This window comes from Alkalihalobacillus phoenicis (assembly GCF_047302405.1).
Taxonomy (GTDB): Bacteria; Bacillota; Bacilli; order Bacillales; family Bacillaceae_D; genus Alkalihalobacillus.
On record NZ_CP154853.1, the window covers coordinates 1,087,392 to 1,110,936 of the forward strand.

The window sequence follows — 23,545 nt, forward strand, 5'->3', positions numbered from 1 at the left end:
TATCACACCAAACGGATAAACTGTGCAGTAAGAAAAAAATAATAGGCCCTCTGGCGGTCGCTCCCAAAACCATACTCCGCGTCCTTGCCGAGAACCTGGCGAGCCTCCTCGGCAAGCCTTGCGGGGTCTCGCTCCGGTTTATTCCTGCGGGAGTCTCCGTATGGTTTTGTCCGCTAAGTGTCGTGGAGATGCTTGATGATATGGCCATTCTCAATCAGCTATTTCTAACGCAGAAGGACCTTCTTCTTCCCTTTGTTGGTTATGGAACTAAGAGGTCGTTGCCAGCTATTTTTTTCCTAAGTCTGCCGTCATGAAAAGACAGGATTCCAATCGAAACAAGCTCGATCATCTAGCTAACGTACAGAGCATCAACACTGATTTGTTTACAACTGGAACGGAATGAGTCATGAAAGGAGAAAAATCATTCTCAAGCTAATGTACGTTGAAGTCATGACTGTTTTTTTGTTCTAATGAGAAAACTGAACCTAGATTCGATTCCATGATCTAGCGGACAAACAGACACGGAGACTCCCGCCGGAATAAACCGTCCAATGAGACCCCGCAAGCGTGCTGAGGAGGCTCATGAGGTTCTCGGCAAGGACGCGGAGTGTCTGTTTGGGAGCGACCGCCGGAGGGCATGAAACAAGTAGAGCATAAATCACTCCCATGTCTGGTGTCTGTTTGGGAGCGACAACCGAAGCGCTTCATTTTAGTGAACAGTTTCCTTCAACAGCCTACGAAGAGAAGTGTTCAGACTGTCAACGATTGAACCGTTCATGTAAGTCTTGTATCGCCCTAAAGTTAATATCTATCAACGGTTAAGGGTCAATCATACACTGCGAAACTTGAGTTAATGAGTAGGCTTTTTTCAGTGACCTCGATTGCTATACCGACAGGGGTGAAAGTAGAAATATGTGAAACTTTCAACCGTGAGTATAAAGGGAGAAAGAGATTCAGATAATCTCACATACTCTGATCATACGCTTGTAATATGATACGTGGTAAAATAGACGTGTCATCTAGAGCAATACTTATGAAAAGGATAAAAAATCTAGTTTTATAAAGAAGGAAAAAGGGTAAACATTCACGAATAAGGCTTAGAAGGGTAATTGGATTAAAATGGAGTATATACATTCCTTTTTTTTATCATTATGATTAACGTACATAGCTAAAAATGAAGAGTGCAGGCCCTTTATGATTACAATACAAATGTGGTATTCACGGTAAAGAGTGTTTCTTTTTTTGACCTAAGGGAGTTTCAAAAAAATATAAGTCGTTTTGAACTTGATACAATCAAAAAGTGTATTTATCATCAGAAAAAGATAAAGTCATGTGATAAATTGGTACCTGATTTATGGTATAATTAAACAGATGAATAAAACAATGAAACTACAATACGGGAGATGTCACGATGGGTAACGATAAATTAGTTACATTGGATGATCGAGTGCCATCGTTAAAAGAACAGCGTAAGCAAAAAGCGAATCGCAGGTTGCTGTTTTTTTTATTGCTTTTCTTCCTGTTATTGCTACTGATCGTTTATATGCAGTCACCACTAAGTCATATTCGAAGTATTGAGGTGAATGGGCAATACATTGCTAGTGAAGAAGCAATAATTGAAGCGAGCGGTATGAATTTAGGCGATCACATTTGGAATATAAATGCAGAAGAAATTCAACAATTAATTGAACGACTTCCTGAGGTGCAAAAAGCGACTGTTGAAAGGCAATTTCCAACGACCGTTTTGATTGAAGTTGAAGAGTATCCGCGTGTTGCCTATTTATTAAAAGAGGACAAACTTTTTCCGATTATGGCAAATGGTTTATTTTTGACTGAGTTAGGACGGCATGATTTCCCTTCGGATGCACCGATTATTATCGGACTTGAAGAAGGAGAGCTGTTAACTGAACTTGCGGCGGAATTAGCTCTTTTGCCTGAACAAATAAGTGAACGTATCTCCCAAATTTTTCATGATGCTACTGAATCAGATCCGTATGCTATCACGTTATTAATGACAGATGGTATTGAAGTTCGATCGACCGTTCCAAATTTTGCAGAATGGATGGCGCCTTATCCTTCTATTGCACAGGAAATAGATCGATCATTAAATGGGGTTTTACATATGAAGATGAGCCCTTATTTTGAACAGTTTGATTTTGAGGAGGATGCAGAAGTTGAAGGTGAGGGGTAAACACGTCATTTTATCCTTCGTTCTGTTCGTTTCTGGCTTTATTATTGCTTTGAGTTATCAGATTACGTATGAAAGGCAAGCATCAACAGGGCAAGAAGTAGAAACACAATGGAGATATGAGGATGATTTAAGAGAGCAGATTGTAGAAACAGAAACATCAAATTATGAATTACAACAGGAGATTCTGGAGCTACAAGCTGAAGTAAGAGAGCTTGAAGAAGAATTTGCGAATTTAAATGTAGAAGAAGAAGTACGAAATAAAAATTTAATTGATGATATTGAGAGACTTAGAAAAATCGCAGGCACGGTTCCAGTGAATGGCCCAGGGATTGAAATATCATTAGAAGATGCTGAGTATATGCCTACAGGTACGAACCCAAATGATTATATTGTTCATGAAGCTCATGTCCAGCAAGTGATCGATGAATTGCTCGTTTCACAGGCAGAGGCTGTTGCGATAAATGGCTACCGCTTAACGAATCAATCCTTTATAAAATGTGTCGGACCGGTTATTTTAGTAGATGGACAAGCATCAGCAGCCCCATTTACGATTACGGCAATCGGTGATCCAGAGACTTTATTAGCTTCTTTAGATATTCTTGGTGGAGTGAAGGATCAGCTTGTGAATGAAGGGATAACAGTACGAATTCAAAAAAAGAATCAAATTGAGTTAAGTCCTTACTTATCGGAGAGCGGGTGATAAGTAAGATGAAGCAAGTTTGGATTTTTACAATAGTAGCTTGTATTATTGGGTTTATGATTACCGTACAATACCAATCTCTTCAGGTAGAAGAGCCGACGGTACGTGATACACGCGATGTGAGGGAGCTAAGGGAATTATTAAGACAATCCCAAGAAAATCGCATTCAGCTAATGGAAGAAATTGACAAGTTGAAATTATTAGTTATGGAATATGAGACGACTCTAAATAATCGTGAAGATGTTGTGACAGTATTAGAAAATCAAATTGAAGAGTTAAAAGCGACGGCTAGTTTATCTGAAATAACTGGCGATGGGGTTGTGATAAGAATCGAGTCTCTTATCCAAGATGAATTTCTTGGTAAGGAAAAAAGAACTCCACCTCCTGAACTTTTTCGATTTTTATTAAATGAGGTAAAAAGTTTCGGTGCGAAAGAAATTGCGGTTGGTACTGAACGAATCATTACGACCTCTGCTTTTCGTGAAGTGAACGGTATAACTCAATTAAATTATAAGAGAATCCCCCCTCTTCCGTTAGAAGTAAAAGTCATAAGTGATAATCCAGAAAGGCTTCATAACGAACTGCTCGTATCGAGTTCGATTGAGGAATTCGAGGTCTTTGGTTATTTAATATCGATAACTTTGGAAGAGAACCTTTCTTTGCCGGCCTTTGAACAAACACCGAGGGTTCGCTATATGGAAGAAGTGAAGGGGGAGTAATCTAAATGTGGTTACCTATATTAGGGTTAATAATTGGGATCGTTTTAGGGATTTTAACGGAATTTCGTGTTCCGACAGAGTATTCGAGCTACTTATCGATTGCTGTATTAGCCGCATTAGACACTCTTTTTGGTGGAATCAGAGCCCATATGCAAGAAAGTTTTAATTCCAATGTGTTTTTATCAGGTTTTTTCTTTAATATTATTTTAGCTGCAGGTTTAGCTTTTCTAGGTGTTCATCTTGGTGTAGACTTATATTTAGCGGCGATTTTTGCTTTTGGTGTTCGTTTATTCAATAATATAGCGGTCATTAGAAGAATCGTTTTAGCAAACTGGCAAGCTAAAAAAAGAAAATAGGAAGAAGTTATCGATTTATTTGGACAAATCCGTTTTAATTAAGAGGAAATAGACGGTTTCATGTTGAATATGGTTATAATTAATCTCTATATGTATTAGCAGTTTCAATATGTAAGAGAAGCAATTTTGTTCTATTTCATCATGAGACTCATTCTATTGTAGTGATTCTTAAATGTTAAATTTCAAGTGTTCGTTTCACTTTATATAATAAGGAGGTGCCACAGAATGAACAACAATGAAATTTATGTTAGTTTAGACATCGGTACATCCAATGTCAGAGTGATCATTGGAGAAATTTCAAATAGGACAATTAATATTATTGGAGTAGGGTCAACCCCTTCTAATGGAATTAAAAAAGGGGCAATTGTTGATATAGATGAAACGGTTCAATCGATTAAGCGAGCAGTAGAACAAGCTGAAAGAATGGTCGGATTATCTATTAAACAAGTAATAGTAGGGATAAACGGTAACCATGTTCAATTGCAACCTTGCCATGGAGTGGTCGCTGTATCAAGTCCTGATAGAGAAATTGGAAATGAGGATATTGCAAGAGTCATTGATGCGGCACAAGTGGTATCAATTCCGCCTGAACGTGAGATCATTGACGTCATTCCTCAGCAGTTTATTGTAGATGGATTAGATGAAATTAATGATCCACGTGGTATGATTGGTGTCCGCCTTGAAATGGAAGGGACGATTATTACCGGATCAAAAACGATTTTACATAATTTGCTTCGCTGTGTAGAAAGAGCTGGACTTCAAATTGCAGATGTATGCTTGCAACCACTTGCGGCTGGATCAGTTGCAGTATCAAAGGATGAAAAGAGTTTAGGTGTTTGTTTAATTGATATTGGTGGTGGGTCTGTTACCATTTCTATCTTTGAACAAGGGACTCTACAAGCGACTTCTGTTTTACCAATCGGCGGAGATCACATTACAAATGATATTGCGATAGGGTTAAGAACTTCAACAGAAGAAGCAGAACGCGTAAAAGTAAAGCATGGACATGCCTATATTGACGAAGCTTCTGAGGATGAAAAGTTTACCGTCGCTGTAATTGGGTCAAATGAAAAACAGAATTTTAATCAATTTGAATTGGCTCATATTATTGAGCCGAGGATTGAAGAAGTTTTTGAATTGATTTACCGTGAACTGATGAGGCTAGGGTATAAAGATTTTCCTGGTGGTTTTGTTTTAACGGGCGGCACCGCAATGATACCTGGAATCCTCGAGCTTGCACGTGAACTGTTAGAAGGTAATATTCGAATTGCGATACCGGATTATATTGGTGTCAGGGAATCACAGTATACGACAAGTATTGGCTTAATCCAATTTGCTTATAAAAACGTGAAAGTACAAGGGAAAGAAGTAGCAGCTTCTGTAAGTGATGGTGAACAGCCAACTTATAAAGAAGAAGAGCCACGTCATAAAAAGCAAACGAAGGATCAAGATGGAAAAAGTGAGAAGCCAAAAGCAAAAATGAAAAATTTCTTTAAAGTATTTTTTGAATAGTAGTGAATGTTAGTCTGATTAGGGGGACCTCAAATGTTAGAGTTTGAAATGGATATGGATCAATTAGCACAAATTAAAGTAATCGGTGTTGGCGGTGGTGGAAGTAACGCTGTAAACCGAATGATTGAAAATGGATTACAAGGTGTTGATTTTATTGCTGTTAACACAGACGCACAAGCTCTACACCTTTCAAAAGCAGAAGCGAAATTACAACTTGGTGGAAAGCTCACAAGAGGACTTGGAGCTGGGGCAAATCCTGACATCGGGAAAAAAGCAGCAGAAGAAAGTCGTGAACATTTAGAAGAAGTTTTACAAGGCTCAGATATGGTCTTTATTACCGCTGGAATGGGTGGAGGTACTGGAACAGGTGCTGCTCCAGTTATCGCCGAAGTAGCAAAAGAACTAGGGGCTTTAACAGTAGGTGTTGTCACTAGACCGTTCACATTTGAAGGTCGTAAGCGTCAAACTCAAGCAGCCGCTGGTATTGAAGCTTTAAAAGAAAAAGTCGATACATTAATTGTCATTCCAAATGATCGACTATTAGAGATTGTTGATAAGAATACGCCAATGCTTGAAGCGTTCCGTGAAGCAGATAATGTTTTACGTCAAGGTGTACAAGGTATTTCTGATTTAATCGCTGTTCCTGGATTAATTAACCTTGATTTCGCTGATGTCAAAACGATCATGAGTGAAAAAGGTTCAGCTCTTATGGGAATTGGGATTGCAACAGGTGAAAATCGTGCTGCTGAAGCGGCAAAAAAGGCGATTTCAAGCCCATTACTTGAAACCTCTGTAGATGGGGCTCAAGGGGTATTAATGAATATTACAGGTGGTTCGAACTTGAGCTTATATGAAGTTCATGAAGCAGCTGAAATTGTTTCAGCCGCATCTGATTCTGAAGTGAATATGATCTTTGGTTCTGTCATCAGTGAGAATTTAAAAGATGAAATTGTTGTTACGGTTATTGCGACTGGTTTTGAGGATGTAGAAAGTAAAACTCCTCACCACCGTCCAAGTCCATCAAAAATGGTCAAACAAAAACCAAGACAAGAAGAACCACAGCAAAAAGAACCTCGTTTTAATCAAGCTCAAAGTCAACCTAGTACTCCGAATGATGAGCCGGCTGATACGTTAGATATACCGACATTTTTAAGAAATCGTCGTAATCGTAATCGTTAATTCAATCCAAAAGCTACTTTCTTTTCACAATCGTGAACAGAGAGTAGCTTTTTCTTCTATTTCCTTCCTTATTTCCTAAAAATATATTGTGACAGAAATACCAAAAATCTTTCAAAATAACAAGTTGAAACTCGCCATGAAGTGACAGACTTAGAGGGGCTAAAGATTTATACTTATAAAAAATAATGAATGAGGGAGTAGCCATGATTGTTTATCTCGACCTCATCTGGTTATTGAACTTTTTTATTGATTATTTGCTTATTGCTTTGACTGCTCTTGTATTAAAAAGAAGGTTCAAACATGTTCGTTTTATTTTAGCGGCTTTTATTGCTTCCTTTATTGTGATTCTTATGTTTACACCTTTTGCAGATCTCGTTTATTCACCATGGTTTAAATTGATTTATTCAGCGTTAATTGTTTGGGTCGCTTTTGGGTACGAAAGGTTACGCTTTTTTATTCAAAATCTCCTGATGTTCTACTTTGTAACGTTTATGACAGGAGGTGCCCTATTTGCTTTACACTTTTTTTGGCAAACTGAATTGGACATCCTTTCAAGTTTTTCACCACAAAATGGAATCTTTATCGGAAGTTCGATAAGTTGGGTTTTTGTTTTAATCGGTTTTCCACTCGTTTGGTATTTTTCAAAACAGCGATTTGAAACGATTGAAATAAAAAGAATTCAAGCGGACCAAATGGCAAAAGTGACTCTTTTTATTGATCACTTTGAAATTAAAACGATAGGGTTAGTCGATACAGGCAATCAACTTCTTTGTCCGATTACGAAACAGCCTGTGATGATTATTGAAGGTTCCTTATTATATGAAACGTATAGTGAGGCCGTTGTAAAGGAGCTAAGTCAAATTGCGGAGGGAAAAGATGAACTATTACCAGAAACGGAAAAGTTAGCTCACCGTGTTCGGATTATTCCTTACCGAGTTGTCGGTCAGGCTTCCCCATTTTTAACGGCACTAAAACCAGACAAAGTAGAAATTGTATTTAACAATGAACGATATGAAACTGAAAAAGTATTATTAGGGTTGCAGGAAGGCGAATTATCAGCAGATGGCCTTTTTACGAGTATTATTCACCCGAAACTTGTGCAAGGACCAGTCTTAGAAAAATTAGCATGATAACAATCTAAATGCTACTGTTAGCAGCTCGAGAAAAACCGGTCGTCTTTATGAAGACAAAAAGCGTCTTCAACAGCCGCCCTGTGCCCACAGGACGTGGGTACAGGACGTCGCGAACTTAGCGTTGATCCTTAATATTTCTCACTTCTGAGCAAACGGACTTCGCTTTATAACCAATCTAGCTACGTCCGTTAGAAGCTCGAGAAAAATCGGTCGTCCTTATGAAGACAAAAAGCGTCTTCAACAGCCGCCCTGTATTTTTTCTCGCTTCTGAGCAAACGGACTTCGCTTTATAAATAAGGAGGAAAACGATGAAAAAGATAAAATTAAAATTTACGCTACTGTGGTATCGGATTATGCATCGCCTTGGCATGAAATCAGATGAAATATACTACATAGGAGGCAGTGAGGCGTTGCCGCCACCGTTATCTAAGGAGGAAGAGGCACACCTATTAAAAAAGCTCCCTAGTGGTGACAAAGCGGTTCGTTCCGTATTAATTGAACGAAATTTGCGACTTGTCGTTTATATCGCCAGAAAATTTGAAAATACAGGTATTAATATTGAGGACCTCATCAGTATCGGCACGATAGGATTAATTAAGGCGGTTAATACCTTTAATCCCGAGAAAAAAATTAAATTAGCCACTTATGCTTCACGTTGTATTGAAAATGAAATTTTAATGTATTTAAGAAGAAATAATAAAACGCGTTCAGAAGTCTCCTTTGATGAACCACTTAATATTGATTGGGATGGCAACGAGCTTTTATTATCAGATGTGTTAGGGACCGAGGATGACATTATCACAAAAGGCATTGAAGATAAAGTGGATCGCAAGTTACTAGTAAAAGCGTTGCATACGTTGAATGAACGTGAAAAACAAATTATGGAGCTTCGATTTGGGTTAGCGGGTGATGAAGAAAAGACGCAAAAAGATGTGGCTGATATGCTTGGAATTTCACAATCCTATATTTCACGCTTAGAAAAAAGAATTATTAAAAGATTGCAAAAAGAATTTAATAAAATGGTTTAATCGTTCATGAAAAAAATAATTGCTTTTTTATTTATTGTCATAGCACAGTTTGTTTCTATTTTTGATTAAAAATGGAAATGGGCTGTGCATATTTTTTCCTGCGGAGGAGATACTTATTTTGACATCATCTCCCGGGTCAGGAGGGAAAGAATTGACACGAAATAAAGTTGAAATATGCGGTGTAGATACATCTAAGTTACCAGTATTAAAAAACACAGAAATGCGAGAGTTATTTGTCAAGTTACAAAGTGGAGAGTTAAGTGCACGTGAAAAGCTAGTGAATGGTAATTTAAGGTTAGTTTTAAGTGTCATTCAACGTTTTAATAATCGTGGTGAATTCGTTGACGACCTTTTTCAAGTCGGTTGTATTGGCTTGATGAAGTCGATTGATAATTTTGATTTAGGTCAAAACGTCAAATTCTCAACTTATGCTGTACCGATGATTATCGGTGAGATTCGTCGTTATTTGCGAGATAATAATCCGATACGAGTATCACGGTCATTACGTGACATCGCGTATAAAGCTCTTCAAGTTCGCGATCAATTAATGGCTGAGAAGAAACGAGAAAAAGAACCAACCGTACAAGAAATAGCAAAAATTCTTGAAGTACCGAAAGAAGATGTCGTTTTTGCATTAGATGCGATTCAAGACCCGGTCTCGTTATTTGAACCGATATATAATGATGGGGGCGACCCGATTTTTGTAATGGATCAAATAAGTGACGATCGAAATAAAGATATAAATTGGGTGGAAGAAATTGCGTTAAAAGAAGCGATGGTTCGCTTGAATGATCGTGAAAAAATGATTTTAAATATGCGTTTTTATCAAGGGAAAACTCAAATGGAAGTTGCCGAAGAAATTGGTATTTCACAGGCACAAGTTTCCAGACTCGAAAAAGCCGCCATCCAACAAATGAATAAACATGCTCAAAGTTAAAGGGACCCGATTGCGGTCTCTTTTTTTTAGTTAAAGGGACGCTGAATATGAGTGGTCTACGATGGATATGACATGAAATGTGAAAAAAGAGAAAGCGGCTGTGTCGTAAAGGAGGAGAAGCGACATGAAATGTGAAAAAGGAGGAAGCGGCTGTGTCGTAAAGGAGGAGAAGCGACATGAAATATGAAAAAGAAGGGAGCGGCTGCGTCGTAAAGGAGGAGAAGCGACATGAAATATGAAAAAGAAGGAAGCGGCTGCGTCGTAAAGGAGGAGAAGCGACATGAATTATGAAAGAAGAGGGAGCAATCGCACTGTAAAGGCGGAGAAGCGCTAAAAAAACAAAGCTCCTATTCACCATATATATTTTTAGTACATCCTGCATATACATGAGCATGACATTAAAAAGGATGTGTAGAATATGATGAAAATATCAGATTTACAATCTAAGGACATCGTCAATATGGAAAATGGAAGACGACTTGGACATTTGACGGATTTGGATATTAATTTATCAACGGGAAAAATTGAAGCTATGGTTATAAATGGGACAAATAAGGTGATGGGGTTATTAGGAAAGGCAGATGCAGAAGTTATTATACCTTGGGAGAATATTATTAAAATTGGGTCAGATGTTATCATTGTGGAAGTACCTGAATCAATAAAGGCATTTTCGGACACTTCATTTCGTAATTCACAAGTAAAAAGGCGGTAAATAGGGAAGAAAGTCGTTTATTGATAGCTGTGACTTATGATAAACTAGAAGGAAATAAACATTTATATGACTCTTATGACTGTTTGAGAAGGAGAGGAAATGATTTGACCGAACCATTTATTCAGAAAAACGAACAACTACTTCTGATCGAGCCATACACTCAATCAGATTCCAACTTAATCGCAGGATTTACGACAAGAAATGGTGGTGTGAGTACAGGTCATTTTCACTCCTTGAATATGGGATTTCATGTTCCGGATAAAGAAGACAATGTTATAAAAAATCGTAAAATGATCGCTGAAAAACTTGATTTTCCGACCGAGTTTTGGGTTGGATCTGAGCAAGTTCACGAGGCAACGATCCAAAAAGTCACAAAGAACGATTGCTCAAAAGGGGCACTATCATTTGACTCAGCGCTCAAAAACACTGACGGGCTGTATACAGCAGATGCTAATGTCCTTTTAACGAGTCTATATGCTGACTGTGTTCCGCTCTATTTTTGGTCAGAAAAAAGACGATTAGTAGGCTTGGCTCATGCCGGTTGGAAGGGCACAGTTTTGGGTATAGGAGAAAAGATGATCCAACGTTGGGTAGAGGATGAAGAAGTAGCTATAACTGATATCCATGTCGCAATTGGGCCATGTATTAGCCAAGCTGCTTATGAGGTTGATTCCTCTGTTATTGAAAAAATAACGGAGCATTTTGGGCAAAAAAGAATGGAAGAAGTAACGATTCAAACCGATAAAGAACATTATCAGCTAGATTTACGTTTGTTAAATTTTTTTAACTTAATCGATCAAGGGTTAAAAAAAGAGCAAATTTTAGTATCAACTTATTGTACCTTAAACGATGAGTCGCTTTTTTTCTCGCATCGTCGTGATAACGGAAAAACAGGACGGTTGATGAGTTTTATCGGTAGAAAGAGTGAGTGAGGGAATCAAATGACTGTGAAAGAAAAGTATGAGGCATTATTATCTGAAATAGAAGACATTTGTCATTCAGTGGGACGGGATCCGAAAAGGATTAACGTGATAGCCGTCACGAAGTATGTTAGTGAGGAAACGACTCAAAAAGCATTAGAAGCCGGAGTCCAACATATCGGTGAAAACCGTGCTGAAGGTGGAGTCGAAAAGTGGGAAGCTCTTGGCAATCAAGGCATATGGCATTTTATTGGTTCTTTGCAATCGAAAAAAGTGAAAAAGGTCATTGACAAATTTGATTATTTTCATTCACTAGACAGAATCTCTTTAGCAGAGGAGTTGGACAAGCGGGCCAAACCTGGACAAGTTATTCGTTGTTTTGTTCAAGTGAATGTTTCAAATGAGGAATCCAAATCAGGTTTATCAAAAGAGGAAGTACTCCCTTTTATCGAAAGTCTTGAGAAATTTCCGGCTATTGAAGTAGTTGGTTTAATGACGATGGCACCTTTTTATGAGGCTCCAGAGTTAACAAGGCCGGTTTTTCGTGGATTACGAGAGCTTCAGGAATTAGTTGCTGCTAAGCAATTTACACATGCTCCTTGTCTTGAATTATCAATGGGAATGTCCAATGATTATCGTGTCGCAATTGAAGAAGGGGCAACATTTATCCGAGTAGGAACCGCATTGGTCGGTAAAGAATTTTAAAAAACGAGTTTCTCGATATCGGAGGTTTAGGAGATGGGGATGAAAACAAAATTTAAACGTTTTTTTGAACTGGAAGATGATGTACAGGAATTTGAAGAATTTGTTGATGAACCTGAACAAAGATATGAGGAAGAGCCGAAAGCGAGAAGGTCTAAGGGACCATCTCAATCTACGCAATCAACTCATTTTCAATCCGGTCCAAAACAACCACAAGGACAAAATGTTGTCAGTTTACAAAGTGTCAAAAGTAGCTCAAAAGTCATTTTGTTTGAGCCGAGAACATATGATGAAGCACAAGAAATTGCCGATCATTTAAAAGCACGAAAAGCCGTTATTATTAATTTACAAAGAATTTCACATGAACAAGCAAAGAGGATAGTCGATTTTTTAAGCGGAACAGTGTATGCTATTGGAGGAGACATTCAAAAGCTTGGAGGAAATATTTTCTTATGTACCCCAGATAATGTTGACGTTTCTGGAACGATTACAGATATGGTACAGGAGCATTTCCGTAATTAAGTGTTGTGTTTAAATAAAGGTGGTGAAAGTTGTGTTACAAACAATAGGTGCATTAATTGCACAATTAATGGTGATGTATTCTTTTTTAGTCATTGTGTATATTTTTATGTCTTGGTTCCCTAATGCCCGTGAATCATCCTTTGGACAACTTATAGGAAGTCTAGTGGAGCCATATTTAGAGCCGTTTAGACGGATTATTCCGCCACTCGGTATGATCGATATTTCACCAATCGTCGCGATTATTGTTTTACGTCTTGCGGCTACAGGTGTGCGAGTCCTCTTCGGTGGTTAAGGAGAAATGGGGTGAAAGGTCATTTCGATTTATCAGCATTTTAGAGAAGATGAACGCTCCCTTGTCGACCAAGCATTGACATGGAAAGAAGAAGTTAAGGATTATTATAAAGAGCGTTTAACAGATTTTTTAGATCCACGTGAGCAAGAGATTTTAAAAACAATTGTCGGTATTGATGAGGATGTCCAGCTCTCGTTTTTTGGTGGACGTGGTGATATTGAGCGCCAGAGAGCTCATTTAGCCCCTTCATACATAGAGGCAGATGAAGAAACATTTGCCTGTCTCCTTTATTCCGTTGAATATCCGAGTAAATTTGTGACGCTTGCACACCGTGATATTTTAGGGGCTCTTATGTCAATCGGATTGAAGCGCGAGAAATTTGGAGATATTATTATTAATGGAACGGACATTCAAGTCATATTGGCAAAAGAAGTGGCATCCTATGTTGAGGTCAATTTAACCTCAATCGGAAAAGCAACGATTCAATTGAAGCGATTGCCTTTTTCAGCTCAGTCAGAACTCGTTGACAGTTGGAATGAACGTTCTGGAACCATCTCTTCCTTACGATTGGATGCGGTTTTAGCAGAAATTTACCGAGTATCACGCTCAAAGATTGAACCATATTTAACAAAAGGTTACGTAAAAGTGAATTGGAAGGTAGTTGAGAACGGTTCCTTTCAAGTAAAAGAAACGGATCATTTTTCGGTCAGAGGTTTTGGAAGAAGCCAGCTTGTATCGCTAGACGGCAAAACCAAAAAAGATAAATGGAAAATTCAATATCGATTAAAGGTATAATTTATACTTTTGGTTTGTTTCGCTGATTGCTATTTTTAAAAAGGGTTTTGTGAGAAGTTGTCGAATGATATACGTTGAGACTAATTATTTCTACTTGATAGATGGAGGTGTCGATTTTGCCTTTAACGCCATTAGACATTCATAACAAAGAATTTACACGAGCTTTTCGTGGTTATGATGAAGATGAGGTAAATGAATTTCTGGATCAGATTATAAAAGATTATGAAGCGATTATTACAGAAAAAAAGGACTTATTTGCACGTGTTAATGATCTAGATGAGAAGTTGGAGCACTTTAAAAACATTGAAGAAACTCTGAATAAATCGATTTTAGTTGCTCAAGAATCGGCAGAGGAAGTAAGAAGAAATGCTCAAAAAGAAGCTCAGCTTATCGTCAAAGAGGCTGAAAAAAATGCCGATCGTATTATTAATGATGCCCTTAATAAGTCCCGAAAAGTAATGATTGAAATGGAAGAAATTAAAAAGCAAGCATCCGTGTATAAAATGCGTTTTAAAATGCTCATAGAAGCTCAATTAGAAATGCTCCAAACGGATGATTGGGATCAATTTACGGTTCAAGAGGAAGAAGAACCTTCTAATCAATAAAGGACGGCTTGCCAATTGTGAGAAGCTGTCATATAATATCACTAATTTCATCTTTAAAAACGATAATGAAGGAAAGTAAACATAGACTGATGATATACAGCGATTCGAGGACGGTGCAAGCTCGATTATTATAACTATGTGGAAAATCACCTTTTAGTTTTATCTCTGAACGATACATAGTAAGAGGTAGCGTTTCATTCACGTTACGAATGTTCAAGTGGAAATAAGTATCTTTTATTTTCATTAGGGTGGTACCACGGGTAGTCTTCTCGTCCCTATTTTAGGGATTAGAGGACTTTTTTGTTTGCCAAAAAAAGAAAGTTAATTTAAAGGAGGATATGGCATGGTTGAGTATAAAAAAACATTATTAATGCCAAAAACAAATTTCCCAATGCGAGGGAATTTGCCACAAAATGAGCCAAAGCGTCAAGAGAAATGGAACTCAGAAGATATTTATCAAAAAGTACAGGAACGTACAAAGGGCAAGCCTCTATTTATTCTGCATGATGGACCTCCATATGCAAATGGTGATATTCATATGGGACACGCTTTAAACAAAATTTTAAAGGATATGATCGTCCGTTATAAATCAATGTCCGGTTTCCATGCACCTTATGTTCCAGGATGGGATACGCATGGTTTGCCAATTGAAACAGCTTTAACAAAAAGTGGAAAAGTGAAACGTAAAGAAATGAGCGTTGCTGCTTTCCGTAAACTTTGTGAAGAATATGCTTTAAAGCAAGTGGATCGTCAGCGTGAGCAATTTCTACGTTTAGGTGTTCGTGGTGATTGGTGGAACCCATATATTACATTAGATAAAGCTTATGAAGCACAGCAAATTAAAGTATTCGGAGATATGGCGAAAAAAGGCTATATTTATAAAGGGAAAAAGCCTGTTTATTGGTCTCCATCTTCTGAGTCTGCCTTAGCGGAAGCGGAAATTGAATATCATGATAAACGTTCGCCATCGATTTATGTCGCCTTTGATGTCGTTGACGGCAAAAAAGTGCTTGAAGGCGATGAGAAATTTATTATTTGGACAACGACACCTTGGACGATTCCGGCGAACTTAGCGATTAGTGTTCACCCTGACTTAGAGTACAGTGTCGTGTTGGTAGGAAATAATAAATATGTGGTCGCTTCAGGTTTACTTGAAACATTAGTAAAAGAGTTAGAGTGGGCAACTCATGAAGTATTAAAAACGGTAAAAGGATCAGAGTTAGAGTTTGTCTTAACACAACATCCAATTTATGACCGTACATCCGTTGTGATTTTAGGAGAGCATGTTACGTTAGATGCTGGTACAGGCTGTGTTCATACCGCACCTGGTCACGGAGAGGATGACTACCTTGTTGGTCAAAAATATGGATTAGATGTTTTATGTCCAGTTGATGATAAAGGATATTTAACAGATGAAGCTCCTGGTTTTGAAGGATTATTTTATGATGCGGCGAACAAACCAATCGGTGAAAAACTAGAGGAAGTTGGAGCCTTATTAAAGCTTTCCTTTATTACTCACTCATACGCTCATGACTGGCGGACGAAAAAACCGGTCATTTACCGAGCGACTGCACAATGGTTTGCTTCGATTGAAAACTTCCGCAGTGAACTATTAAAAGCCATCGAGGAAGTAGAATGGATTCCAAAATGGGGTGAAACGCGCTTATTCAATATGGTTCGTGACCGTGGCGATTGGTGTATTTCTCGTCAACGAGCATGGGGTGTGCCCATTCCAGTTTTTTATGGCGAAACTGGGGAACCGATCATTACCGACGAAACGATCGATCATGTGTCAGCTTTATTTAGAGAGCATGGTTCAAATATTTGGTTTGAGTGGGAAACGGAACAACTATTGCCTAAAGGATTTACATCTGAACATAGTCCGAATGGAACTTTTACTCGTGAGATGGATATTATGGATGTTTGGTTTGATTCTGGCTCTTCTCATCAAGCTGTTCTTGAGGAAAGAGAAGAATTACAACGTCCTGCTGATTTGTATTTAGAAGGTTCTGACCAATATCGTGGTTGGTTCAATTCTTCTTTATCAACAGGAGTTGCGGTGACGGGAAAAGCTCCATATAAAGCGATTTTAAGTCACGGTTTTGCTTTAGATGGACAAGGCCGTAAAATGAGTAAATCAATCGGGAACACGGTGATTCCTAATGATGTCATGAAGCAGCTAGGTGCCGATATTTTACGCTTGTGGGTAGCTTCTGTTGATTATCAAGCAGATGTACGTGTTTCGGATGAAATTTTAAAACAAGTATCAGAATCATATCGTAAAATTCGTAATACGTTCCGTTTCTTATTAGGGAATTTACATGACTTTAATCCAACAACCGATCAAGTAGCAGACGAACAACTTGATGGGGTTAACTTATTTATGCTCGTTAAGCTAAATGAAGTGGTTGAAAAAGTGAAAACAGCTTATGAAGAGTATAATTTCTCTGGTGTTTATCATATTTTACACAACTTCTGTACGATTGAATTAAGTTCATTCTATATGGATTTAGCTAAAGATACGCTATACATCGAGCATAGCGATCACCCAGCCCGTCGTGCAATTCAAACGGTCATGTATGAAACAGTTGTGAAGCTCTCGAAATTAATTTCACCAATTCTTCCACATACAGCAGATGAAGTATGGGAAAATATTCCGAATGTTGATGTGGAGAGCGTGCAATTAACTGATATGCCAGAAGCTCGCACTTTTGGAGAGGTAGAGCAATTAAAAACCACTTGGAATCAGTTTATGGACATTCGTAGTGATGTCTTAAAAGCATTAGAGCAAGCTCGTAATGAAAAAACAATCGGTAAATCTTTAGCAGCTGCCCTAACGATTTATGCTAGTGGCGAGAAGTATGAGTTACTAAATGGTATTTCTGGGCTTGAAAAGTTATTTATTGTTTCCAAAGTAGAACTGGTTAATGGTGTTACGGAAGCTTCAGAAAAAGCAGTGACATTTGAGGATTTAGCTGTTTTTGTAGAAGCGGCAGAAGGTGAAACTTGTGAACGTTGCTGGACGGTCTCCACAACTGTTGGCGAAGAAGCAGATCACCCAGGTTTATGTACATCATGTGCCGAAACTGTAAAAAGTCATTATGCAGACGTTGAATAAGTAGTAAATGAACCGTCTCAAAAGGGGAGTATACCTTTTTGGGACGTTTTTTTTTGGGGAGAGGAGGGAGCGTTGCAAGTGCAGTATGAGCAGTATGACGGGGAATATGAAAAAGGAAGGAGATGTCGCGTCGTAAGGGGGCAGATACGACAGGGAATGTGAAAAAGGAAGGGGATGTCGTGTCGTAAGGGAGCAGATACGACGGGGAATGTGAAAAAGGGTTAAGTTGTCGCGTCGTAAGGGAGCGGATACGACAGGGAATGTGAAAAAGGGCAAAGCTGTTGCGTCGTAAGGGAGCAGATACGACGGGGAATGTGAAAAAGGGCTAAGTTGTTGCGTCGTAAGGGAGCAGATACGACGGGGAATGTGAAAAAGGGCAAAGCTGTTGCGTCGTAAGGGAGCAGATACGACAGGGAATGTGAAAAAGGGCTAAGCTGTTGCGTCGTAAGGGAGCAGATACGACGGGGAATGTGAAAAAGGGCTAAGTTGTTGCGTCGTAAGGGAGCAGATACGACGGGGAATGTGAAAAAGGAAGGAGATGTCGCGTCATAAGAGCGTCTACCTCAAAAAATGATTTCAAATGAATTGTAAAATCTTGCGTCGGCTATTCACGCAATTATGAGGAAAGCTAAAAAGGCATCTGAAAAAAGGTGCTTAAGGGGAGGTGTTAACATTGAATTCAAATTTTAAACAGTTGCATCAACAATTACTCCAACAAAAAGAGGAATTTGAGCAACAGTTAAAGTATTTTAAGGAAAGTGAATTGCATAACAGTGAGTCTGCATCAACGGGTGAGCTTTCACAATATGATAATCACCCCGCGGATACAGCGACTGAATTATATGAGCGTGAGAAAGATTTTGCACTCGAGGAGCACGCAGCCGAGCGATATCATCAAGTTCTCGATGCACTGGAACGAATAAAAAATGGTACGTATGGGATTTGTGAAAAAACCGGTCAGGAAATACCATTTGAACGATTGCAAGCAAACCCGACCGCCAAAACGGTCGTATCAGCAACCGAATCGCATGTGAAAAATTATCGACCGATTGAAGAAGAAGCACAAGGAGCTTTTGGACGTTACAATTATGATGGAAGTGAGAAAGAAACAGAATTTGATGCAGAAGATGCTTATCAAGCGGTCGCAAGATTTAATGAGAATTCAATGACTTATGAAGATGCTTCTTTAGATGATGACGATGAATCAGTCGGATATGTGGAGGAAATTGAAGGCTTTTTATCAACGGGCATCGATGGTTATCGCGGGGCAGAAAATGTGCAATTTCAGCGAAACGTCCATATGGACCATTATTTTGATGAATATGAGAATTAGTTTAGAGGGGTCTTCCCCCTCTTTTTATGCTATAATGCTAAAGAATGGCATGAAGAAGAGAACGGAGGATATATGTGATTTATTATATTATTGCTGCCCTCATTATTATATTGGATCAAATAACAAAATGGATTGTAGCAACCCAAATGGAAATTAGTCAAAGGATTCCGCTTATCGATGGATTTCTTTATTTTACTTCACATCGGAATACTGGTGCCGCCTTTGGGATATTAGAAGGACAAATGTGGTTCTTTTATATCGTGACAATTGGTGTTGTCATTGCGATTGTTTATTTCATGCAAAAAGAAGGAAAATATAGCATTCTTTATGGTACTTCATTAGCTTTAATTTTAGGGGGAGCGATTGGGAATTTTATTGATCGTCTTTTCCGTGGAGAAGTTGTCGATTTTATTGATACATACCCATTTGGATATAATTTTGCGATTTTTAATGTCGCTGATTCAGCCCTTTGTATTGGGGTAGCCCTTTTATTTATAAAAATGTTTCAAGACGAACGTAAGGCAAAGAAGGAGATAAAGTAATGGAAGTATTTAAATTTGAAGTAACAAGTGAACTTGCGGGAGAGCGAATTGATAAGTTTATTACGACTCAACATGAAGAATGGTCACGGACACAGGTTCAACAATGGATTAAAGAAAAAAGAGTCGAAGTGAACGGGAATGTTGTCAAAAGCAATTATAAGGTTTCTGATCTTGATCAAGTGGAAGTATCTGTTCCTGAGCCAGAAGTATTAGAGGTAGTGGCAGAGAACATCCCTTTAGATATCGTATTTGAAGATGAAGATGTGATCGTTGTTAATAAACCGAGTGGCATGGTCGTACATCCAGCACCAGGGCATTATTCAGGCACGCTTGTAAATGCTTTAATGTATCACTGTAAGGATTTATCAGGGATTAATGGTGTCATTCGACCGGGTATTGTCCATCGGATTGATAAGGATACATCTGGACTATTGATGGTCGCTAAAAATGATCAAGCTCATGAATCACTTGTTAATCAATTAAAGGCGAAAACAACTAAAAGAGTGTATCAAGCGATCGTGCATGGTGTCATTTCACATCAAACAGGAACGATTGATGCTCCGATTGGCCGTGACAAAAAGGATCGTCAAAGCATGACGGTAACTAATGAGAATTCTCGAGATGCTGTAACTCATTTTACAGTGTTAGATCGTTTTACGAATTATACGTATGTTCAATGTGAGCTTGAAACGGGTCGTACTCATCAAATTCGTGTTCATATGAAATATATCGGTTATCCGTTAGCCGGTGATCCGAAATATGGTCCGAAGAAGACACTTGACATTGATGGTCAAGCGTTACATGCAGCTGTTTTAGGTTTTGAACATCCAAAAACGAAAGAGTGGATTGAGTTTGAAGCTCCTCTCCCAACGGAGATGGAGAAATTACTCGAACATTTACGAATAATCGGTTGACACTTGAATGTTTTTGTGCGATAGTTATTAAGAACTGAATAAGCCCTTTAACTATAGTCCAGTGAGGCTAAGAAGGACAGCGGAAATCGTCATCGGATCTTTGGAACGATCCGTATGTGTACAGACTTATTCTGCCCTCTTGTCTCTTTATGACAAGAGGGTTTTTTGCATGTTTTAGGGGATTACTAATGAGGAGGTGGCAAAAATGTCTCAAGTTATTTTAGATGAACAAGCCATTACACGAGCGACCACTCGAATTGCTCATGAAATTATTGAACGGAATAAAGGAATCGAAAATTGTGTATTAGTAGGCATTAAAACAAGAGGCATTTATTTGGCTCAAAGATTGGCGGAGAAAATTGAACAGATTGAAGGGCTACCACTTCCCGTCGGAGAGATTGACATTACATTATATCGTGATGACTTAACAGTTAAGACGGATACAGAAGAGCCGGTCATTCAAGGAACGAATATTCCGATTGAAATTGAAAACCGTAAAGTGATTCTTGTTGATGATGTTCTTTACACAGGAAGAACGGTTCGAGCAGCACTTGATGCTTTAATTGATTTAGGAAGACCAGAACAAATTCAACTTGCGGTTTTAGTCGACAGAGGTCATCGAGAACTTCCGATTCGACCAGATTATGTGGGGAAAAATGTTCCAACTTCTAAAAGCGAAATTATTGTAGCGGAATTAAAAGAAGTCGACGCAATCGACCAAGTGAAAATTGATAAAAAATAAATAGATAAACTCTTTAAAACAGTCCAGAGAGGCTGGCAAGAGCAAAGTAGATAACCGGCATGCCTATCTGTGCACCGGGTTTATCTCCTGAACCCTCTTAGCCAACTGGTTAAGAGGGTTTTGCGTAAGAGTGATTAGGAGGAAGAACAGGATGAGTCAGCAAAAAGAAGTTTTAGGGGTACGCGATGTCCCGCGTTTAGATAAATGGGTGATTTTAAGCTTACAGCACTTATTTGCCATGTTTGGCGCAACGATTTTAGTACCGGCGATTGTCGGATTAAGCCCATCTGTCGCTTTATTATCAAGTGGTTTAGGAACGCTTGCTTACTTAGTTATTACGAGAGGACAAATTCCAGCCTACCTCGGTTCATCGTTTGCTTTTATCAGTCCAATCATTACCGCCACGGCATTAGGTGGACCTGAAGGGGTGATGGTCGGAACCTTTTTTGCTGGTATTGTTTACGGGCTTGTTGCTTTAGCCGTTAAAAAAAGCGGTGTTAAATGGTTAATGAATATTTTACCTCCAGCCGTTGTTGGACCTGTTATTATGGTTATCGGTTTAGGGTTATCTGGAACGGCTGTAGATATGGCAATGAATATTCCAGGACCAGATGGCACCTCAGTTTATAGCTTACAGCATTTTACTGTCGCATTATTTACATTAGCGGCAACGATAATCGCAAATATGTTTTTCAAAGGGTTTTTCGCACTGATTCCGATTTTATTTGGAGTAGTGAGTGGATACATTTTCGCAGCTGTACAAGGGTTGGTCGATTTTACAGAAATAAAGGAAACGGCTTGGCTTCAAGCACCTGATACGATGATTCCATTTATCACGTACACACCAAACTTTTCTTGGGCGATTATCATAGTGATGGTCCCAGTTGCAGCTGTAACCTTAGCTGAACATATAGGACAACAGATGGTATTGAGTAAAGTAACAGGACGGAATTTTATTGAAAAACCGGGCTTACATCGTTCGATTTTTGGTGATGGGATTGCCTCAATTGTTGCTTCACTAGTCGGTGGACCACCTAATACAACATACGGTGAAAACATTGGGGTTTTGGCAATGACGCGAGTATTTAGTGTATACGTTATCGGAGGAACAGCCGTCATTGCGATTATGTTCTCCTTTATCGGAAAAGTTTCGGCTGTCATTTCTTCGATTCCGTCAGCGGTAATGGGGGGGATCTCGATTCTCTTATTCGGTATCATTGCTTCGTCTGGTTTAAGAATGTTAATTGATAATAAAGTAGACTTTGGTGTGAAACGTAACTTAGTTATCGCCTCAACGATTTTAGTCATCGGTATTGGTGGAGCGTTTCTAAAAATCAGTGATGAATTCCAAATCGCTGGAATGGCGCTTGCAACATTTGTTGGGGTTATCCTACACCTTGTGTTACCAGATAAACAAGCCGCCTTCGGAGAAAACAGTCAGTTGTTTTCAAATGAAGAGTTAAAAGAAGAAAAATAAACAAGCAAGCATCCTTTAAACGAGTACAGAGAGACTTAAAAGGGGCTTTAAGGAAATGGAGCAGGCGTAACGATTGATAACCGTGCCTCCTTTCCTCATGCCCTAAATGTGACATTTAGGGCATTTTTCTTTGCAAAAAATCGGATATTAAGAAAAGAAGAGTCGACAAAATCAAATGGACGGAGGGATACACATGATCAATCTTCTATCGAACCAAAACAAAGGATTGCATATGTTATCGAACCTATCACTTACGGAGGTCTTTCAATTATTAGAGGAGGCTCAAAACTTTGCCGATGGAGCAATGTGGAGTCCGAAACGCCAAATGTTTGTGGCGAACCTTTTTTATGAAGCAAGTACAAGAACAAAATTTAGCTTTGAAGTAGCGGAAAAGAAATTAGGTCTTGAAGTTCTGAATTTCTCAGCTGAAACCTCTAGTGTGCAAAAAGGTGAAACCCTCTATGATACAGCCAAAACATTAGAAGCGATTGGGGCCGATGCACTCGTCATTCGTCATCCAGAAGATGCCTTTTACGAGCAATTAAAAACATTAAACATTCCCATTATTAATGCGGGGGATGGTTGTGGCCATCATCCGACCCAATCACTTTTAGATTTATTAACAATAAGACAAGAATTCAAAAGTTTTCAAAATGTCGAAATCGTCATATGCGGCGATTTAAGACATAGTCGTGTCGCTCGGTCCAATGCAGAGATATTAACAAAACTGGGGGCAAATGTTTCGGTAAGTGGGCCAAAAGAGTGGATGAATGGTTTTGCTAAAACGTATCCTTACGTAACGATGGATGAAGCGGTAAAACAAGCAGATGTGATGATGATGCTACGTATTCAGCATGAGCGTCACGATGATGGAATGGTGCTAACAAAAGAACAGTATCACCAACAGTACGGCTTAACGATTGAGCGAGAAAGAAAAATGAAGGATAGAAGCATTATTCTTCATCCTGCACCGGTCAATCGCGACGTTGAAATTGCCAGTGAGTTAGTTGAATGTGAACGCTCAAGGATTTTTAAACAAATGCAAAACGGAGTCGCCGCAAGAATGGCCGTTTTAAAAAAGGTCTTAGAAGGCTAAGGTATTCAGCAAGTAAAACT

At 38.8% G+C, this 23,545-nt stretch carries 23 protein-coding genes and 1 other annotated feature; all 23 genes read left to right on the forward strand.

Annotated elements, in window-relative coordinates:
- Positions 1–1,411: 1,411 nt before the first annotated feature.
- The 23 genes from AA0017_RS05080 to AA0017_RS05190 all read left to right on the forward strand — a co-directional run bounded on the left by AA0017_RS05080 (position 1,412) and on the right by AA0017_RS05190 (position 23,525).
- Positions 1,412–2,191 carry a cell division protein FtsQ/DivIB gene (locus AA0017_RS05080; protein ID WP_413380015.1) on the forward strand — a complete coding sequence of 260 codons (780 nt, stop codon included), beginning with the start codon at positions 1,412–1,414 and terminating at the stop codon, positions 2,189–2,191.
- Complete coding sequence (locus AA0017_RS05085; protein WP_413380016.1) at positions 2,166–2,891, forward strand: DUF881 domain-containing protein; 726 nt, start codon at positions 2,166–2,168, stop codon at positions 2,889–2,891. Before AA0017_RS05080 ends, AA0017_RS05085 begins: the two co-directional genes overlap by 26 nt.
- An 8-nt stretch (positions 2,892–2,899) precedes the next feature.
- A complete protein-coding gene (locus AA0017_RS05090) occupies positions 2,900–3,610 on the forward strand; it encodes a DUF881 domain-containing protein (protein WP_413380017.1) in 711 nt (236 codons plus the stop codon).
- 5 nt (positions 3,611–3,615) lie between these two features.
- The gene (locus AA0017_RS05095) at positions 3,616–3,966 is read left to right on the forward strand and encodes a small basic family protein (RefSeq protein ID WP_413380018.1); all 351 of its coding nucleotides are present in this window, start codon (positions 3,616–3,618) and stop codon (positions 3,964–3,966) included.
- Between the two features lie 225 nt (positions 3,967–4,191).
- Positions 4,192–5,478 (forward strand): cell division protein FtsA, encoded by a 1,287-nt coding sequence (gene ftsA, locus AA0017_RS05100; protein ID WP_413380019.1) that lies wholly within the window; start codon positions 4,192–4,194, stop codon positions 5,476–5,478.
- A gap of 33 nt (positions 5,479–5,511) precedes the next feature.
- The gene (ftsZ, locus tag AA0017_RS05105; protein ID WP_413380020.1) at positions 5,512–6,657 is read left to right on the forward strand and encodes a cell division protein FtsZ; all 1,146 of its coding nucleotides are present in this window, start codon (positions 5,512–5,514) and stop codon (positions 6,655–6,657) included.
- A 203-nt stretch (positions 6,658–6,860) separates the two neighbouring features.
- Entirely contained in the window at positions 6,861–7,787 is a 927-nt protein-coding gene (gene spoIIGA, locus AA0017_RS05110; RefSeq protein WP_413380021.1) for a sigma-E processing peptidase SpoIIGA, read from the forward strand.
- A gap of 311 nt (positions 7,788–8,098) precedes the next feature.
- Positions 8,099–8,818, forward strand: coding sequence for an RNA polymerase sporulation sigma factor SigE (gene sigE / locus AA0017_RS05115; protein WP_003320590.1), 720 nt, complete (start codon positions 8,099–8,101; stop codon positions 8,816–8,818).
- Positions 8,819–8,879: 61 nt separating this feature from the next.
- Positions 8,880–9,755: an RNA polymerase sporulation sigma factor SigG gene (gene sigG, locus AA0017_RS05120; RefSeq protein WP_413380022.1), complete on the forward strand. Its 876-nt coding sequence runs from the start codon at positions 8,880–8,882 to the stop codon at positions 9,753–9,755.
- A 418-nt stretch (positions 9,756–10,173) separates the two neighbouring features.
- Positions 10,174–10,467, forward strand: coding sequence for a YlmC/YmxH family sporulation protein (locus AA0017_RS05125; protein WP_413380023.1), 294 nt, complete (start codon positions 10,174–10,176; stop codon positions 10,465–10,467).
- 104 nt (positions 10,468–10,571) lie between these two features.
- A complete protein-coding gene (gene pgeF / locus AA0017_RS05130) occupies positions 10,572–11,399 on the forward strand; it encodes a peptidoglycan editing factor PgeF (RefSeq protein ID WP_413380024.1) in 828 nt (275 codons plus the stop codon).
- A gap of 9 nt (positions 11,400–11,408) precedes the next feature.
- Positions 11,409–12,092: a YggS family pyridoxal phosphate-dependent enzyme gene (locus tag AA0017_RS05135; protein WP_413380025.1), complete on the forward strand. Its 684-nt coding sequence runs from the start codon at positions 11,409–11,411 to the stop codon at positions 12,090–12,092.
- Positions 12,093–12,125: 33 nt separating this feature from the next.
- Entirely contained in the window at positions 12,126–12,611 is a 486-nt protein-coding gene (locus AA0017_RS05140; RefSeq protein ID WP_413380026.1) for a cell division protein SepF, read from the forward strand.
- Positions 12,612–12,678: 67 nt separating this feature from the next.
- Entirely contained in the window at positions 12,679–12,903 is a 225-nt protein-coding gene (locus AA0017_RS05145; RefSeq protein ID WP_413382390.1) for a YggT family protein, read from the forward strand.
- 75 nt (positions 12,904–12,978) lie between these two features.
- The gene (locus tag AA0017_RS05150; RefSeq protein ID WP_413380027.1) at positions 12,979–13,698 is read left to right on the forward strand and encodes an RNA-binding protein; all 720 of its coding nucleotides are present in this window, start codon (positions 12,979–12,981) and stop codon (positions 13,696–13,698) included.
- A 116-nt stretch (positions 13,699–13,814) separates the two neighbouring features.
- A complete protein-coding gene (locus AA0017_RS05155) occupies positions 13,815–14,303 on the forward strand; it encodes a DivIVA domain-containing protein (RefSeq protein ID WP_413380028.1) in 489 nt (162 codons plus the stop codon).
- A 53-nt stretch (positions 14,304–14,356) separates the two neighbouring features.
- Positions 14,357–14,583 (forward strand) — a binding site (T-box leader).
- A gap of 63 nt (positions 14,584–14,646) precedes the next feature.
- Positions 14,647–17,421, forward strand: a complete 2,775-nt coding sequence (gene ileS / locus AA0017_RS05160; protein WP_413380029.1) for an isoleucine--tRNA ligase — start codon at positions 14,647–14,649, stop codon at positions 17,419–17,421.
- Between the two features lie 664 nt (positions 17,422–18,085).
- Complete coding sequence (locus tag AA0017_RS05165; protein WP_413380030.1) at positions 18,086–18,754, forward strand: TraR/DksA C4-type zinc finger protein; 669 nt, start codon at positions 18,086–18,088, stop codon at positions 18,752–18,754.
- Between the two features lie 74 nt (positions 18,755–18,828).
- Positions 18,829–19,296 carry a signal peptidase II gene (gene lspA / locus AA0017_RS05170; protein WP_413380031.1) on the forward strand — a complete coding sequence of 156 codons (468 nt, stop codon included), beginning with the start codon at positions 18,829–18,831 and terminating at the stop codon, positions 19,294–19,296.
- On the forward strand, positions 19,296–20,210 hold the full coding sequence (locus AA0017_RS05175) for an RluA family pseudouridine synthase (protein ID WP_413380032.1): 915 nt from the start codon (positions 19,296–19,298) through the stop codon (positions 20,208–20,210). Before lspA ends, AA0017_RS05175 begins: the two co-directional genes overlap by 1 nt.
- A gap of 196 nt (positions 20,211–20,406) precedes the next feature.
- Entirely contained in the window at positions 20,407–20,952 is a 546-nt protein-coding gene (gene pyrR / locus AA0017_RS05180; protein WP_413380033.1) for a bifunctional pyr operon transcriptional regulator/uracil phosphoribosyltransferase PyrR, read from the forward strand.
- Positions 20,953–21,103: 151 nt separating this feature from the next.
- Positions 21,104–22,429, forward strand: coding sequence for a solute carrier family 23 protein (locus tag AA0017_RS05185; protein ID WP_413380034.1), 1,326 nt, complete (start codon positions 21,104–21,106; stop codon positions 22,427–22,429).
- A 193-nt stretch (positions 22,430–22,622) separates the two neighbouring features.
- Entirely contained in the window at positions 22,623–23,525 is a 903-nt protein-coding gene (locus tag AA0017_RS05190; protein WP_413380035.1) for an aspartate carbamoyltransferase catalytic subunit, read from the forward strand.
- Positions 23,526–23,545: the final 20 nt, after the last annotated feature.